The following is a 13,525-nucleotide window of genomic DNA, read 5'->3' on the forward strand; positions in this document are numbered from 1 at the left end:
CAGTGCTCACACGTCTTTGCGGATCGGCTCTTCGACTTTCTGTGCCTGCACGTCGATGGTGTGCGGCTGGTTCACGGATGCCTGTGGCTGAACCGGAGGAACCGGAGGAACCGGTTGGGCCGGGGTCGCGTTCGGGTCGGCCGGTTTTTCATCGTCGTTCATGGCTTTGCGGAAGCCCTTGATCGACTCGCCGACGTCAGTGCCGAGGTTTTTCAGTTTCTTGGTGCCGAACACCAGTACCACGACAACCAGGATGACGACCCAGTGTTTCCAGTCAAAAATGCCCATGCTGCTGTTCCTCTCTAATAGTTATTCAGGCGGACGGGCGCGAGGCTTTCTCGGCGTGTCCGGAGAGACCGAAACGACGGTCCAGTTCATCGAGTACAGCCTGTGGATGCTGCCCCAATTGGGCGAGCATGACCATGCTGTGGAACCACAGGTCGGCGGTTTCGTAGATCACATCGCTGCAGTCGCCGCTGACGGCGGCGTCCTTGGCGGCGATGATGGTTTCGACCGACTCTTCGCCGACTTTTTCCAGAATCTTGTTCAAGCCCTTGTGGTACAGGCTGGCGACATACGAGCTGTCGGCGGCGGCGCCTTTGCGCTCCTCCAGTACCTCGGCGAGGCGGGTGAGAGTGTCACTCATGTTTGTGCCCTGCGGAATAGATGGCGTGCGGATCTTTCAGGACCGGGTCGACGGTTGTCCAGTCGCCGTTCTCATAGACGCGGTAGAAGCAGCTCTGGCGGCCGGTATGACAGGCGATGTCGCCGATCTGCTCGACCATCAGGATGATGACGTCGGCGTCGCAGTCCAGGCGCATCTCGTGCAGGGTTTGCACGTGGCCGGACTCTTCGCCCTTGCGCCACAGCTTGCCACGGGAACGTGACCAGTAAATGGCACGGTTCTCGGCAGCGGTCAGTTCCAGTGCTTCGCGGTTCATCCAGGCCATCATCAGGACGCGCCCGGTCTTGTGATCCTGGGCAATGGCCGGCACCAGGCCGTCAGCGTCCCACTTGATCTCGTCCAGCCAGTTTTTCATCTTCGACTCCGACAGCGGGCTCGACACTTCAATAGCCGAGCTCAGGCGTTCAAACAGTGTGCCAGTCGTTCACACAACTGGCTATCGGCGCACGACCAGATACAAACCGACCGCCATCATGATTCCCGCCGGCCAATAGGCCAACTGGTTCAGCGGTCCGCCAGCGGCAAGGACGGCGCCACCGGCCAGATGGGCCGTACCGAGCAGGCGCAGGAACCAGTCGTCACGGCGTCGATGCCACAGTGGCGGCGGGTCGTAGGCGTGGGGTTGGGACATGCGTTCGAGCAGGTCGCGGGCCATGTTGGCCAGGTGCGGGATCTGTTCGAACTGGCTGTGCACGTTGCCGAGCAGGGCTTTGGGGCTGACCCGCTCGCGCATCCAGCGTTCGAGGAATGGCTGAGCGGTGTTCCACAGATCGAGGTCCGGGTACAGCTGGCGGCCCAGGCCTTCGATGTTCAACAGGGTTTTTTGCAGCAGGACCAACTGTGGCTGCACTTCCATGTTGAAGCGGCGCGCAGTCTGGAACAGGCGCATCAGCACCTGACCGAAGGAAATATCTTTTAACGGTTTTTCGAAGATCGGCTCGCACACGGTACGGATCGCCGCTTCGAATTCGTTGAGCTTGGTTTCCGCCGGCACCCAGCCCGAATCGATGTGCAACTGCGCCACGCGACGGTAATCGCGCTTGAAGAAGGCGAACAGGTTGCGCGCCAGGTAATCCTGGTCTTCCGGGGTCAGGCTGCCGACGATGCCGCAGTCGATCGCAATGTACTGCGGGCTCCACGGATTCACGGTGCTGACGAAAATGTTGCCGGGGTGCATGTCGGCGTGGAAGAAACTGTCGCGGAACACCTGGGTGAAGAAAATCTCCACGCCACGCTCGGCGAGCATTTTCATGTCCGTGCGCTGGTCGGCCAGAGTCGCCAGATCGGTAACCTGAATACCGTAGATGCGTTCCATCACCAGCACTTTCGGCCGGCACCAGTCCCAATAGACTTGCGGGACGTACAGCAGCGGCGAGCCGTCGAAGTTGCGCTTCAATTGGCTGGCGTTGGCCGCCTCGCGCAGCAGGTCGAGTTCGTCGTAGATGGTTTTTTCATAATCGCTGACCACGTCCACCGGGTGCAGCAGGCGCGCATCGGCCGAGAGTTTTTCGGCGGCGCGGGCGAGGATGAACAGCCACGCCAGGTCCTGGGCAATCACCGGTTTGAGGCCCGGGCGGATCACCTTGACCACCACTTCTTCACCGGTTTTCAGTTGCGCGGCGTGCACCTGCGCCACCGAGGCCGAGGCCAGCGGTTCGACGTCGAAACGGCTGAAGACTTCGCTGATTTTCTTGCCCAGCTGTTCTTCGATCAGCTTGACCGACACTTGCGAGTCGAATGGCGGTACGCGGTCCTGCAGCTTCATCAGTTCGTCGGCGATGTCCTCGGGCAACAGGTCGCGGCGAGTGGACAGGATCTGCCCGAACTTGATGAAGATCGGCCCCAGGTCCTGCAACGCCAGGCGCAAACGCGCGCCACGGCTCAGGTCCAGGGTCTTGCGCGGAAACCAGCGCCACGGCAAGGCGTAACGCAGCGCCCGCAAGAACCAGGGCAGCGGCAGGGCGAACAGCAGGTCATCGAGGCGGTAGCGGATCACGACGCGCTGGATGCGCAACAGACGGCGGACGGCAAGCAGCTTCATGCGTTATCGCTTGGGTCGAGGGATCGGGAAAGGCGCTCGAAACGCGCCTCGAGACGTTCAAGATCAAGCTTGATCTGGTCCAGTTCACTGAATCGGGCTTCGGCTTCGCGCTGGCCGACGAGGGTGCGCGATTCTTCGGCCAGGTATTCGCCCAGGTTCTGGTTGAGGCTGGCGAACCCTTGCTGATACCAGCGGGCGCGGCTGCGCAGGTGACCGCCGACCAGTTGCGTGGCCACAGGTCCCAGCCAGCGCGAGAGTTCGTACTCCCAATCCAGCTCCAGGTCCTGGAGGATCGCCGCCAGTTCCAGCAGCACGCCGCTGTCGCCGTCGAGTTCGACTTCAGGGGCGTGCAGGACCGAGGTCTTGTCCTTGTTCATCGCCAGTTTCAACAGGCTCGAGGCCGGTGCGCGCAAGGTGCAGTCGGCGCCGGTTTCCCACTGGGAGGCGAGCATCAGGCCTTCGTCGCTAGGCAGGATGAACAGTTGCAGCACCGGGCTGCGGCAATCGACGGCAATCACTTTGCCGGTCAAATGCGCCAGCCGCGGCAGCGCCGTGCTGTCGAGACGCAGCACCCGGTTCAGGCCGAGTTCAACGCTGGCGAGCAGGCCGGCGAGCAGCATCAGGGCTTGATGCCGCGGTGCAGGGCAACGATGCCTGCGGTCATGTTGTGATAGGTCACGCGGTCGAAACCGGCCTCGACCATCATCGACTTCAGGGTTTCCTGGTTCGGGTGCATGCGGATCGATTCGGCCAGGTAGCGATAGCTTTCCGAGTCGTTGGTGATCAGCTTGCCCATCAGCGGCATGAAGGCGAACGAGTAAGCATCGTAGGCCTTGGACATCAGTGCGTTGGTCGGCTTGGAGAACTCCAGTACCAACAAGCGGCCGCCCGGCTTGAGCACGCGCAGCATCGAGCGCAGGGCATCTTCCTTGTGGGTCACGTTGCGCAGGCCGAAGGCGATGGTCACGCAGTCGAAATGGTTGTCCGGGAACGGCAGTTTTTCCGCGTCGGCCTGGACGAATTCGACGTTGCCGGCCACACCGAGGTCCAGGAGGCGGTCACGACCGACCTTGAGCATGGATTCGTTGATGTCGGCCAACACGACCTGGCCGGTAGGGCCTACCAGGTGCGAGAATTTTCTGGTCAGGTCGCCAGTGCCGCCGGCGATGTCGAGCACGCGGTTACCGGCACGAACGCCCGACAGCTCGATCGCGAAACGCTTCCACAGACGGTGCATGCCGCCCGACAGAAGGTCGTTCATCAGGTCGTACTTGGCGGCTACCGAGTGGAAAACCTCAGCGACTTTTTCCGCTTTCTGGCTTTCCGGAACGTTTTTGAAGCCGAAGTGAGTGGTGGGTTCGGCATCGCTGCCTTTGCGCTGATCAGTCATATCGCTGTCACCAAAAGAGAATGCGCGACATTCTAATCCCCAAGGCATGCTTTGTCTTGGCAAGGCTGAAGGTAAGATGGGCAACCATCGGGACGTTTTGACGCAGCAGAGGTCAAGATGCCTCGGGAAAGCATCCATAAAGCAGGAGTCATTTGATGGCCCGTATTAGTGTTGAACGTGCCCATGGCCTGGGTAAGGAAGCGGCTCGCGAGAAGGCCGACAAGCTGGCGCAGAAACTTTCCGATCAGTATGGCCTGGAGCCGCAGTGGTCCGGCGACACCCTCAACCTCAAGCGCTCGGGTGTGAAGGGTGCGGTGCATGTCAGTGAAGATTCGATCAAGGTCGACGTGGAGCTGGGCCTGATGATGTCGGCCATGAGCGGCATGATCAAAGCGGAAATCGAAAAGGCGCTCGACAAGGCCCTGGCCTGATTTCCGAATGAAATCACATCCCCTGTGGGAGCGGGCTTGCTCGCGACAGCGGTATGTCATTGAGCATTTATGTCGACTGACACACTGCCTTCGCGAGCAAGCCCGCTCCCACATTTGTTTTGTGGTGCCTCTGCTGTTTATGTCAGTTGTTAGGGTGCCGTTTCTAATTTTTCTCCCTACTTTGTGCCAGAGCCCGACACTTACCCGGGCAGTTCCTCAAACCTTCTGCGCGTGAGGTGCACCATGGCCAAAGTTATTTTGAAGAAAAAAATCGACCCGTCGACCGGCACGCTGGGCGACGTCAAATCCTATGCCCGCAAGATCTGGCTGGCAGGCCTGGGTGCCTACGCCAAGGTCGGCCAAGAGGGCAGCGAGTACTTTCAAGAGCTGATCAAGGCTGGTCAGGTTGTTGAAAAGAAAGGCAAAAAGGTAGTCGCTGAGAAGCTTGAAGCGGCCAATGCCGAGATCGATGAAGCCAAGAGTGAAGTCAGCACTTTCAAAGGCAAGGTCGAGGTTCAACTCGACAAGGTCGAGAAGGCGTTCGACACGCGTGTCGCAAGTACCTTGAATCGTATCGGTATTCCGTCTAAACATGACGTTGAGACACTCTCTGCTAAGCTCGATGAGCTGACGGCATTGCTCGAACGTGTCGCGCGTAAATCTTAAGGAGAACGGGATGGCTGTTAAAAAGAAAACCGAAAAAGAAGGCAGCTCGTGGATCGGGAAGGTTGAAGATTACTCCCGAAAAATCTGGCTGGCTGGTTTAGGCGTGTACTCGAAGATCGACACTGACGGCAGCAAACTCTTCGATGCATTGGTTAAGGACGGCGAGAAAGCCGAGAAGCTCACCAAGAGCGCTGTTGGCAAGACTGTCGACGCCGCCAAGGACTCCGCTTCTTCGGCCAAGTCGCGCATCAGCGGCGTGAAAGATCGCGCACTGGGCAAGTGGGATGAGCTGGAAGGTGCTTTCGACAAGCGTCTGAACAGCGCCATTTCGCGTCTGGGCGTACCGAGCCGCAACGAGGTCAAGGCACTGCACAGCAAGGTCGAAACCCTGACCAAGCAAATCGAAAAACTGACCGGTGCCAAGGTTGCGCCTGTTGCGGCGAAAACCGCGGCAGCCAAGCCTGCTGCCAAAACCGCAGCCAAGCCACTGGCAAAAGCAGCGGCTAAACCTGCTGCCAAGCCTGCGGCTAAAACTGCAGCCGCCAAACCGGCCGCAGCCAAACCTGCAGCCAAGCCGGTGGCTGCAAAAGCCGCCGCCAAACCAGCGGCTAAACCGGCCGCCAAGCCTGCAGCGAAAACTGCAGCGGCCAAACCTGCTGCGGCGAAAAAACCAGCGGTGAAAAAGCCGGCAGCTCCAAAGGCCGCCGCGCCAAAACCAGCAGTGGCAGCTGCCAAAACAGCAACGCCGGCAGCTCCGGTCAGCGCTTCGAACTCCGCTACCGCACCGACCCCTGCGGTCACCCCGACTGTCGCGCCAGTTCCATCGACGCCAACCAGTCAGTCCTGATTTTCAGGGCTCAAGAAAACGCTCGGCCTGTGAAGGTCGGGCGTTTTTGTTTGTGTGAGTTGTAGGAGCGAGCTTGCTCGCGATGGTATTGCAGGCGCTGTGTAGCGTCGGCTGTACCTTTTTCGCGAGCAAGCTCGCTCCTACAGGGGGGGCGTTGTGGCCAGGGTTATTCGTGGTCTTCCAGGTACTCCATCGCCATCTGTTCGGTCGCGGCCTTCATCGATGGCAGCAGGTGCGGCGCCACCAGCATCATGATCTGGTAAACCACCAATCGCACTTCGCCCTGACGATCAAGAATCCGCTGATAGTCCAGTGAAAAAAGCAGCGTCATGGTGATCTGCTCCACCAGTTGCCCCAGTGCCTGGGTATCGCTGACCAGCAGCCCTTGCGCCTTCAATCGTGCCAGCAGCGACGCCAGTGTGCGCTTGAGTGCATTGAGCAGGTTGCGAATGCCCTTGGCCAGTTTCGGCAGGCGCCCGGCGAGGTTCGACAGATCCTGGAACAGGAACCGGTAGTGGGACAGGCGTTCGACGATCAGGTGCAGGAACAGCCAGTATTCTTCGGGTGCCAGTTCGGCATCGGCCGGTGGATCGAGCAAGGGGGCCAGTTCGCCCTGGAAACGCTCGAACAGCCCGAGAATCAGAGGCTCCTTGCCGTGGAAGTGGTAGTAGAGGTTGCCCGGGCTGATGCCCATCTCATTGGCAACTTCCATGGTGGAGACATTCGGTTCGCCCTTCTGATTGAACAACTGCAGGGCACATTCGAGGATCCGGTCGCGGGTTTTCATCCAGTCTTCTTAATGATCGGGTCTTGCCACGGCCGACAGTGGCCGTGGCTCGTTGAACGTCAGCGCACGCGCACGTAAGTACCGGGTGCTGCCTCCATCGGTGGATAGTTCTGGTTGCCGAGCGCCATGTGGGTTTCCTTCTGCGCACCGGAGCGTTCCTGAATCCAGCCAAGCCATTGGGTCCACCAACTGCCATCGACACGCTTGGCGTCGTAGTACCAGGCCCGTGGGTCGCTGCTGAATTTGCCGTTCTCGACGTAGTTGGCTTTCGGGTTGCTCGGCGGGTTGAGGATGCTCTGCACATGGCCGCTGTTGGACAGCACGAAGCGCCGCTCGCCACCGAGCAACAGCGTCGAGCGATACACCGCGTCCCACGGCGTGATGTGATCGTTGATGCCGGCGACGCTGAAGCTGTCGACGGTGACCTTCTGCAAGTCGATCGGCGTGCCACACACTTCCAGGCCGCCCGGATGAGTCAGCGGGTTGTGCTTGAAGAAGTCCAGCAGGTCACCATGCAGGGCGGCCGGCAGGCGCGTGTTGTCGTTGTTCCAGTAGAGAATGTCGAACGCCGGTGGCTCCTTGCCCAACAGGTAGTTGTTGACGAAGTAGCTCCAGATCAAATCGTTGGGGCGCATCCAGGCGAAGACCTTGGCCATGTCGCGGCCGTCCAGTACACCTTTCTGATAGGAGCGGCGTTTGGCGGCTTCCAGAGTCTGTTCGTCGGCGAACAGCGTCGCGGGGCTGTCCATCTGGCTGTCGAGCAGGCTCACCAGGTAAGTCGCACTGGACACCCTGCGCAGCTGCCGTTTGGCCTGCAGGTGTCCTTGCAGCGCGGCAATGGTCAGACCGCCGGCGCAAGCGCCCATCAGGTTGACCTCCCGTGCGCCGGTGATCGCCCGGCAGACATTCATGGCCTCTTCTACGGCTTCCACGTAGGTCGAGAGCCCCCATTCGCGGTGACGCACATCCGGATTGCGCCAGCTGATCATGAAGGTTTGCAGGCCGTTTTTCAGCGCGTACTGGACGAAGCTGTTGTGGGGGCTCAGGTCGAAAATGTAGTACTTGTTGATTTGCGGCGGCACCACCAGCAGGGGCTTGGAATACTGCTTTTCGCTCATCGGTTTGTACTGGATCAACTCCAGCAGTTCGTTGCGAAACACCACGGCTCCGGTGGAGGTGGCGACCGTCTTGCCAACCTCGAATGCTTGCTTGGTGACTTGCCGGGGCAGGCCGTCGTTGTGCAGCAGATCGTCCACCAAATGGCTGATGCCACGCACCAGGCTGTTACCGCCGGAATTGAAGAGCTCCTTGACCGCCAGTGGATTGAGCAGGGTGTTGGAGGGTGATACGGCGTCGTTGAGCAAGGTGAACGCAAAGTGGGCACGGGCGCGGTCGTCCGGGCTCATGTCGCTCTCGTCGATCCAGCTCTTGACCTGCTTCTGCCAGCTAAGATAGGCCTGCAGGCTGCGCCGATAAAACGGGTTGAGGCTCCATGCCGGATCGGTGAAGCGAGCGTCCTGCGGGTTGGTCGGGTGCAGGGTTTCGCCCAGCAGCACACGACCAAGCTGGCCGCCGAGTTTGAGGGCATGTCGGGCACTGTGCACCGGATTGCGCAAGCCATGGGCGGCCACACTACGCAGGGTCGATAACAGATCCCGACCGCGCAGGCCGGTAATCGCACTCTGTGCATTGATGAACGCGGCGGGAGTCGGTAAGGATTCCCTCGCTGGTTTCTCGCGCATGAGTCAACACTCCTTCGTCTTCAGGCTAAAAACAAACACACCGAACCAGAACACCATAGACGCTGTAACGGGTTGTTGCGCGGCGTGGCGTCCTGCCGACCGCTGATGCAGCGGTTTAGCTGCCCAATGGCGCCGGACGCGGATGCATCACCGCGCGCTGGCGCTCCTCTTCCAGGAATTTCATGATGATCGGGGCCACCGCTTCGGCCCGGGTAATCAGGAACAAATGCCCGTCATCGATGATGTGCAACTGGGCGTTGGGGATCCGCCAGGCCAGCAAGCGCATGTTGACCAACGGGATCAGCGGGTCATCGTCGCCGGCCAGTACCAGGGTCGGCTGACGAATCTTGTGCAACCAGTGGATGCTGGTCCAGCCGAGGCCGGCGAACAGCTGCCAGTAGTATCCGAGCTTGCCCGCTGAACGCACCTTGGCCGCATGGCTCGCGGCCAGCGTCGGGTCGCGACGGAAAGCGCCGCCGTAGATCATCGGCGCAATGCGGATCACGTGGGACGGTTGGATGTAGCGTCGCGGGCTGGCCATCATCCACAGCACTTTCGGCTTGCCCGGTACCATCACTGCACCCGCCGCCGTTGCCGCCAGCACGAGTTTCTTGCAGCGCTCCGGATAGTCGTAGGCGAACTGTTGAGCCAGGGCGCCCCCCCAGGACACGCCGATGACGTTGACCTGCCCGTAGTCGAGATAGTCGAGCATCCGCGCTGTGAGCTTCGCAAGGCTCGGAAAACGATACGGCCGGTTTGGTGTCGATGAACCGCCGACGCCGGGTACGTCGAAGGCGATGACTTCCAGGTCCGGGTCCAGTGCCGCGATGAACGGGAACACCAGCTCCAGGTTGGCGCCGATGCCGTTGAAAATCAGCAGGGGCGTCAAGTGAGGCTTGCCGGGGCGTACCGCCGTGCGGAGCGTCTGGCCATCCAGATCGACGGTACGGAATATGAAGGGTTGCGGCATGCTTCTGGCCCTGTGGGTCGCTTTCTCAAATTCTTCCTCGATCCCTTTGTGGGAGCGAGCTTGCTCGCGATAGCGGAGTGTCAGTCAGCGCATATGCCAAACCTGCCACCGTCATCGCGAGCAAGCTCGCTCCCACAGGGAAGTCGAGGTGTGTCAGTTACCGCTCATGCACATAGGTGCCTGGCGCGGCTTCACCCGCGGGATAGGCCTTGTTGCCCAATTTCAGCGGAGCTTTTTTCAGGTTGCCCGAACGCTGTGCCTGCCACGCCTGCCAGTGCAGCCACCAGGAGTCGGCGTGCTTGGTCGACTCTTCCTGCCAGTCATCGGCATTGACGGGCATTTCAGTGCTGGTCATGTAGCGCGATTTCGGATTGCCCGGCGGGTTCAGAATGCTCTGGATGTGTCCGCTGCTGGACAGCACGAATTCAACGTTGCCGCCGAACAGTTGCGCCGACTTGTAGCAGGAGCGCCACGGGGTAATGTGGTCGCTGGTGCCGGCCAGCGAGAAGATGTCGGCGGTGACCTTCTTCAGATCGATCGGCGTACCGCACACTTCCAGTGCATCGGCACGGGTCAACGGGTTACTTTTGAACATCTCGATCAGGTCGCCATGGAACGCGGCGGGCAACCGGGTGGTGTCGTTGTTCCAGAACAGAATGTCGAATACCGGAGGTTCGTTGCCCAACAGGTAGTTGTTGACCCAGTAGTTCCAGATCAGGTCGTTGGGGCGCATCCAGGCGAAGACTTTCGCCATGTCGCGGCCTTCGAGTACACCGGCCTGGTACGACTGGCGCTTGGCGGCTTCCAGGGTTTGCTCGTCGACGAACAGGGCCACGTCGCTGTCCAGGGTGGTGTCGAGCACGCTGACCAGCAGGGTCAGGGCGTTGACCTTGTTCTCGCCGATTGCCGCGTAGTGGCCCAGCAGCGCGGTGCAGGTGATGCCGCCGGAGCAGGCTCCGAGCATGTTCACGTCTTTGCTGCCGGTGATGGCGGTGACCACATCAACCGCTTCCTTGAGCGCTTCGATGTAGGTCGACAGGCCCCACTCGCGCTGCTCCTTGGTCGGGTTGCGCCAGCTGACGATGAAGGTCTGCATGTTGTTGCGCAGGCAGAACCGCGCCAGGCTCTTTTCCGGGCTCAGGTCGAAAACGTAGAACTTGTTGATCTGCGGCGGTACCACCAGCAGTGGGCGTTCATGCACCTGCTCGGTGATCGGCTTGTACTGGATCAGCTCCAGCACGTCGTTGCGAAAGACCACCGCGCCCTCGGTCACGCCAAGGGTCTTGCCGACCTCGAATGCACCCATGTTGACCTGGCTCGGCATGCCGCCGTTATGCACCAGGTCCTTGGCCAGGTGCGAGAGGCCGTCGAGCAGGCTCTTGCCACCGGTTTCGAAGAAGCGCTTGACCGCCGCCGGGTTGGCCGCCGTGTTGGTCGGGGCGAAGGCCTCGGTCATGAGGTTGATCACGAAGTGCCCGCGGCTGACGTCCTTGGCCGGCAGGTTGCTGTCGTCGATCCAGTCGTGGAGTTCCTTGCGCCACGCCAGGTAGGTTTGCAGATAACGTTTGTAGAGCGGGTTCTGGCTCCAGGCCGGATCCGCGAAACGACGGTCATCGCTGGTCGGTAGCAGCTCGGATTTGCCGAGCAGCACGTTCTTGAGTTCCAGGCCGAAATGAGCGACATGCCTGGCGCTGTGAATCGGTTGCTTGATGGCCTGCCTGAGCACCATTCGAGCAGAAGCCAGTAGATCCTTTCCACGCAGTCCAACGACAGGATTCAGCCCCAAGGTGTTTTCCGAGGCTTGACTCTTCAAGTCATCGTTATTCTTGTTACTCATCTACGACGCTCCATTGTCCTGAGACGAGTACCGGGTCCTGCTGTGTAGTCACACAGCCAATGCCAGGTACTGCTGCTCGGGGTGACCGTTAATACTGCATCGCTGCTTTTTTAATGCAGAGAGCACTGCAGGGAACTTGCCAGTTCCATTGGTTACCCGAGTTTAATTTTTTTCGCAAGCAGGCCAATCGGCGGCCCTGGAGCGGAGCATTCAAACAGATGAAATTAGAAAATGCCCTCTAAAGAGCAAGAGGCTCGGATTAGAGCATCAGCTTGACGACGGATTCGTTCGGATCGCGGGTTTTTCCGGCGGCTTTTAGCTCGGCCAGATAATCTTCCCAGAGTGCGTCATAACGTCGCCCCAGCTCGTACAGATATTCCCAGGTGAACAAGCCGCTGTCGTGGCCGTCATCGAAGGTCAATTTCAGTGCGTACTGACCGGCGGGTTCTACCTTGGTCAGTCCTACGTTGATCTTGCCAAATTGCAGGATGGGTTTGCCGTGGCCCTGGACCTCGGCGGAAGGAGAGTGCACGCGCAAGAACTCGGCGGGCAGGGTGTACTCCTCGCCGGACGCGTATTTGAGCGTCAGGGTTTTCGAGGCTTTGTGCAGCTTGATGTCGGTGGGGATCATGGCCAGATGTCCGTCTTGTGCAGAACCTTGTGGGAGCGAGCTTGCTCGCGATAGCGGTATCAGATTCAACATCTATGTCGAATGAGATGGCCTCATCGCGAGCAAGCTCGCTCCCACAGGATCTCTATCGCTGTAAGTATGGCTTACAGGATATAACGGGACAGGTCTTCGTTCTGTGCCAATTCACCCAGGTGGCTGTTGACGTAGTCGGCGTCGATCTGGATCACCTTGTCGTCATGGGCGCTGGCCAGGTCGCCGGCGCTGAACGACACCTCTTCGAGCAGGCGCTCGAGCAGGGTGTGCAGGCGACGGGCACCGATGTTTTCGGTTTTCTCGTTGACCTGCCAGGCGATCTCCGCGATGCGCTTGATGCCGCTCGGCTGGAACTCGATGCCCAGGCCTTCGGTTTTCAGCAGAGCGCAGTATTGCTCGGTGAGCGAGGCGTGAGGCTCGCTGAGGATGCGTTCGAAATCCTCAGGGGTCAGGGCCTTGAGTTCGACACGGATCGGCAGGCGGCCTTGCAGCTCGGGCACCAGGTCGCTCGGCTTGCTCAGGTGGAACGCACCCGAAGCAATGAACAGGATGTGGTCGGTCTTGACCATGCCCAGCTTGGTGTTGACGGTGCAGCCTTCGATCAGCGGCAGCAGGTCGCGCTGCACGCCTTCGCGGGACACATCGACGCCACCAGAATTGCCACGCTTGGCGACCTTGTCGATTTCGTCGATGAACACGATGCCGTGCTGTTCGACCGCTTCCAGGGCCTTGGCCTTCAACTCTTCATCGTTGACCAGGCGACCGGCTTCTTCGTCGCGCACCAGCTTGAGCGCTTCCTTGACCTTGAGCTTGCGGGCTTTCTTCTTGCCCTTGCCCATGTTGGCAAACAGGCTTTGCAACTGGTTGGTCATTTCTTCCATGCCCGGTGGCGCGGAGATATCGACGCCGGCCATTTCGGCGACCTCGATTTCGATCTCCTTGTCATCCAGCTGACCTTCGCGCAGGCGCTTGCGGAACAGTTGGCGGGTGTTGGAGTCGGCAGTCGGGGCGTCGTCGCTGCTGAAGCCCATGCGCGCCGGTGGCAGCAGTGCATCGAGGATGCGCTCTTCGGCGGCGTCTTCGGCGCGGTGGCGAACCTTGACGATTTCCTGTTCGCGCAGCAGCTTGATCGCCGCATCGGCCAGGTCACGAATGATCGATTCGACGTCGCGGCCGACATAGCCGACTTCAGTGAACTTGGTCGCTTCGACCTTGATGAACGGTGCATTGGCCAGTTTGGCCAGGCGACGGGCAATCTCGGTTTTACCGACACCGGTCGGGCCAATCATCAGGATGTTCTTTGGCGTTACTTCAACGCGCAGCTCTTCAGGCAGTTGCATGCGGCGCCAGCGGTTGCGCAGGGCAATGGCGACGGCGCGCTTGGCATCGTCCTGGCCGATGATGTGGCGGTTGAGTTCGTGGACGATTTCACGGGGAGTCATGGACATAATATTCGGTGGACCTC

General features: G+C 60.0%; 15 protein-coding genes. 3 read left to right on the top strand and 12 right to left on the bottom strand.

Annotated elements, in window-relative coordinates; translation table 11 throughout:
- Positions 1–6: 6 nt before the first annotated feature.
- From KGA98_RS05675 to ubiE, 6 genes are all read right to left on the bottom strand, one after another.
- Entirely contained in the window at positions 7–288 is a 282-nt protein-coding gene (locus KGA98_RS05675; protein ID WP_223501776.1) for a twin-arginine translocase TatA/TatE family subunit, read from the bottom strand.
- A 25-nt stretch (positions 289–313) separates the two neighbouring features.
- Positions 314–646, bottom strand: coding sequence for a phosphoribosyl-ATP diphosphatase (locus KGA98_RS05680; RefSeq protein WP_007975564.1), 333 nt, complete (start codon positions 644–646; stop codon positions 314–316).
- A complete protein-coding gene (gene hisI, locus KGA98_RS05685) occupies positions 639–1,040 on the bottom strand; it encodes a phosphoribosyl-AMP cyclohydrolase (RefSeq protein WP_007989281.1) in 402 nt (133 codons plus the stop codon). The genes KGA98_RS05680 and hisI overlap by 8 nt, the downstream gene beginning before the upstream one ends.
- Positions 1,041–1,121: 81 nt before the next feature.
- On the bottom strand, positions 1,122–2,726 hold the full coding sequence (gene ubiB, locus KGA98_RS05690) for a ubiquinone biosynthesis regulatory protein kinase UbiB (protein ID WP_223501781.1): 1,605 nt from the start codon (positions 2,724–2,726) through the stop codon (positions 1,122–1,124).
- On the bottom strand, positions 2,723–3,346 hold the full coding sequence (locus KGA98_RS05695) for an SCP2 domain-containing protein (RefSeq protein WP_223501783.1): 624 nt from the start codon (positions 3,344–3,346) through the stop codon (positions 2,723–2,725). The genes ubiB and KGA98_RS05695 overlap by 4 nt, the downstream gene beginning before the upstream one ends.
- Positions 3,346–4,116, bottom strand: a complete 771-nt coding sequence (gene ubiE / locus KGA98_RS05700; RefSeq protein ID WP_007975568.1) for a bifunctional demethylmenaquinone methyltransferase/2-methoxy-6-polyprenyl-1,4-benzoquinol methylase UbiE — start codon at positions 4,114–4,116, stop codon at positions 3,346–3,348. The genes KGA98_RS05695 and ubiE overlap by 1 nt, the downstream gene beginning before the upstream one ends.
- A gap of 155 nt (positions 4,117–4,271) precedes the next feature.
- Here ubiE and KGA98_RS05705 point away from each other — a divergent pair, with 155 nt between their 5' ends.
- The 3 genes from KGA98_RS05705 to KGA98_RS05715 all read left to right on the top strand — a co-directional run bounded on the left by KGA98_RS05705 (position 4,272) and on the right by KGA98_RS05715 (position 6,060).
- Positions 4,272–4,547, top strand: a complete 276-nt coding sequence (locus KGA98_RS05705; RefSeq protein WP_150811973.1) for a polyhydroxyalkanoic acid system family protein — start codon at positions 4,272–4,274, stop codon at positions 4,545–4,547.
- 243 nt (positions 4,548–4,790) lie between these two features.
- Positions 4,791–5,213: a phasin family protein gene (locus KGA98_RS05710; RefSeq protein ID WP_057712367.1), complete on the top strand. Its 423-nt coding sequence runs from the start codon at positions 4,791–4,793 to the stop codon at positions 5,211–5,213.
- Between the two features lie 10 nt (positions 5,214–5,223).
- Entirely contained in the window at positions 5,224–6,060 is an 837-nt protein-coding gene (locus KGA98_RS05715) for a phasin family protein (RefSeq protein WP_223501785.1), read from the top strand.
- A 166-nt stretch (positions 6,061–6,226) separates the two neighbouring features.
- Here KGA98_RS05715 and KGA98_RS05720 read toward each other — a convergent pair whose 3' ends face one another.
- The 6 genes from KGA98_RS05720 to hslU all read right to left on the bottom strand — a co-directional run bounded on the left by KGA98_RS05720 (position 6,227) and on the right by hslU (position 13,508).
- Positions 6,227–6,847 (bottom strand): TetR/AcrR family transcriptional regulator, encoded by a 621-nt coding sequence (locus KGA98_RS05720; protein WP_057712365.1) that lies wholly within the window; start codon positions 6,845–6,847, stop codon positions 6,227–6,229.
- 59 nt (positions 6,848–6,906) lie between these two features.
- The gene (gene phaC / locus KGA98_RS05725; protein ID WP_223501792.1) at positions 6,907–8,589 is read right to left on the bottom strand and encodes a class II poly(R)-hydroxyalkanoic acid synthase; all 1,683 of its coding nucleotides are present in this window, start codon (positions 8,587–8,589) and stop codon (positions 6,907–6,909) included.
- A 115-nt stretch (positions 8,590–8,704) separates the two neighbouring features.
- A complete protein-coding gene (phaZ, locus tag KGA98_RS05730; RefSeq protein WP_057712363.1) occupies positions 8,705–9,559 on the bottom strand; it encodes a poly(3-hydroxyalkanoate) depolymerase in 855 nt (284 codons plus the stop codon).
- A gap of 157 nt (positions 9,560–9,716) precedes the next feature.
- Positions 9,717–11,396 (bottom strand): class II poly(R)-hydroxyalkanoic acid synthase, encoded by a 1,680-nt coding sequence (phaC, locus tag KGA98_RS05735; RefSeq protein WP_223501796.1) that lies wholly within the window; start codon positions 11,394–11,396, stop codon positions 9,717–9,719.
- Between the two features lie 259 nt (positions 11,397–11,655).
- Positions 11,656–12,027, bottom strand: coding sequence for a gamma-butyrobetaine hydroxylase-like domain-containing protein (locus KGA98_RS05740; protein ID WP_223501798.1), 372 nt, complete (start codon positions 12,025–12,027; stop codon positions 11,656–11,658).
- A gap of 143 nt (positions 12,028–12,170) precedes the next feature.
- The gene (gene hslU / locus KGA98_RS05745) at positions 12,171–13,508 is read right to left on the bottom strand and encodes an HslU--HslV peptidase ATPase subunit (protein ID WP_057712360.1); all 1,338 of its coding nucleotides are present in this window, start codon (positions 13,506–13,508) and stop codon (positions 12,171–12,173) included.
- Between the last annotated feature and the right edge of the window lie 17 nt (positions 13,509–13,525).

The sequence above is a fragment of the Pseudomonas sp. BF-R-24 genome (assembly GCF_019947335.1).
GTDB lineage: Bacteria > Pseudomonadota > Gammaproteobacteria > Pseudomonadales > Pseudomonadaceae > Aquipseudomonas > Aquipseudomonas jessenii.

What these genes read in the sequence shown, in the direction of transcription:
- KGA98_RS05675 (WP_223501776.1), bottom strand. Translation starts at nt 288, where the DNA reads ATGGGCATTTTTGACTGGAAACACTGGGTCGTCATCCTGGTTGTCGTG.
- KGA98_RS05680 (WP_007975564.1), bottom strand. Translation starts at nt 646, where the DNA reads ATGAGTGACACTCTCACCCGCCTCGCCGAGGTACTGGAGGAGCGCAAA.
- hisI (WP_007989281.1), bottom strand. Translation starts at nt 1,040, where the DNA reads ATGAAAAACTGGCTGGACGAGATCAAGTGGGACGCTGACGGCCTGGTG.
- ubiB (WP_223501781.1), bottom strand. Translation starts at nt 2,726, where the DNA reads ATGAAGCTGCTTGCCGTCCGCCGTCTGTTGCGCATCCAGCGCGTCGTG.
- KGA98_RS05695 (WP_223501783.1), bottom strand. Translation starts at nt 3,346, where the DNA reads ATGCTGCTCGCCGGCCTGCTCGCCAGCGTTGAACTCGGCCTGAACCGG.
- ubiE (WP_007975568.1), bottom strand. Translation starts at nt 4,116, where the DNA reads ATGACTGATCAGCGCAAAGGCAGCGATGCCGAACCCACCACTCACTTC.
- KGA98_RS05705 (WP_150811973.1), top strand. Translation starts at nt 4,272, where the DNA reads ATGGCCCGTATTAGTGTTGAACGTGCCCATGGCCTGGGTAAGGAAGCG.
- KGA98_RS05710 (WP_057712367.1), top strand. Translation starts at nt 4,791, where the DNA reads ATGGCCAAAGTTATTTTGAAGAAAAAAATCGACCCGTCGACCGGCACG.
- KGA98_RS05715 (WP_223501785.1), top strand. Translation starts at nt 5,224, where the DNA reads ATGGCTGTTAAAAAGAAAACCGAAAAAGAAGGCAGCTCGTGGATCGGG.
- KGA98_RS05720 (WP_057712365.1), bottom strand. Translation starts at nt 6,847, where the DNA reads ATGAAAACCCGCGACCGGATCCTCGAATGTGCCCTGCAGTTGTTCAAT.
- phaC (WP_223501792.1), bottom strand. Translation starts at nt 8,589, where the DNA reads ATGCGCGAGAAACCAGCGAGGGAATCCTTACCGACTCCCGCCGCGTTC.
- phaZ (WP_057712363.1), bottom strand. Translation starts at nt 9,559, where the DNA reads ATGCCGCAACCCTTCATATTCCGTACCGTCGATCTGGATGGCCAGACG.
- phaC (WP_223501796.1), bottom strand. Translation starts at nt 11,396, where the DNA reads ATGAGTAACAAGAATAACGATGACTTGAAGAGTCAAGCCTCGGAAAAC.
- KGA98_RS05740 (WP_223501798.1), bottom strand. Translation starts at nt 12,027, where the DNA reads ATGATCCCCACCGACATCAAGCTGCACAAAGCCTCGAAAACCCTGACG.
- hslU (WP_057712360.1), bottom strand. Translation starts at nt 13,508, where the DNA reads ATGTCCATGACTCCCCGTGAAATCGTCCACGAACTCAACCGCCACATC.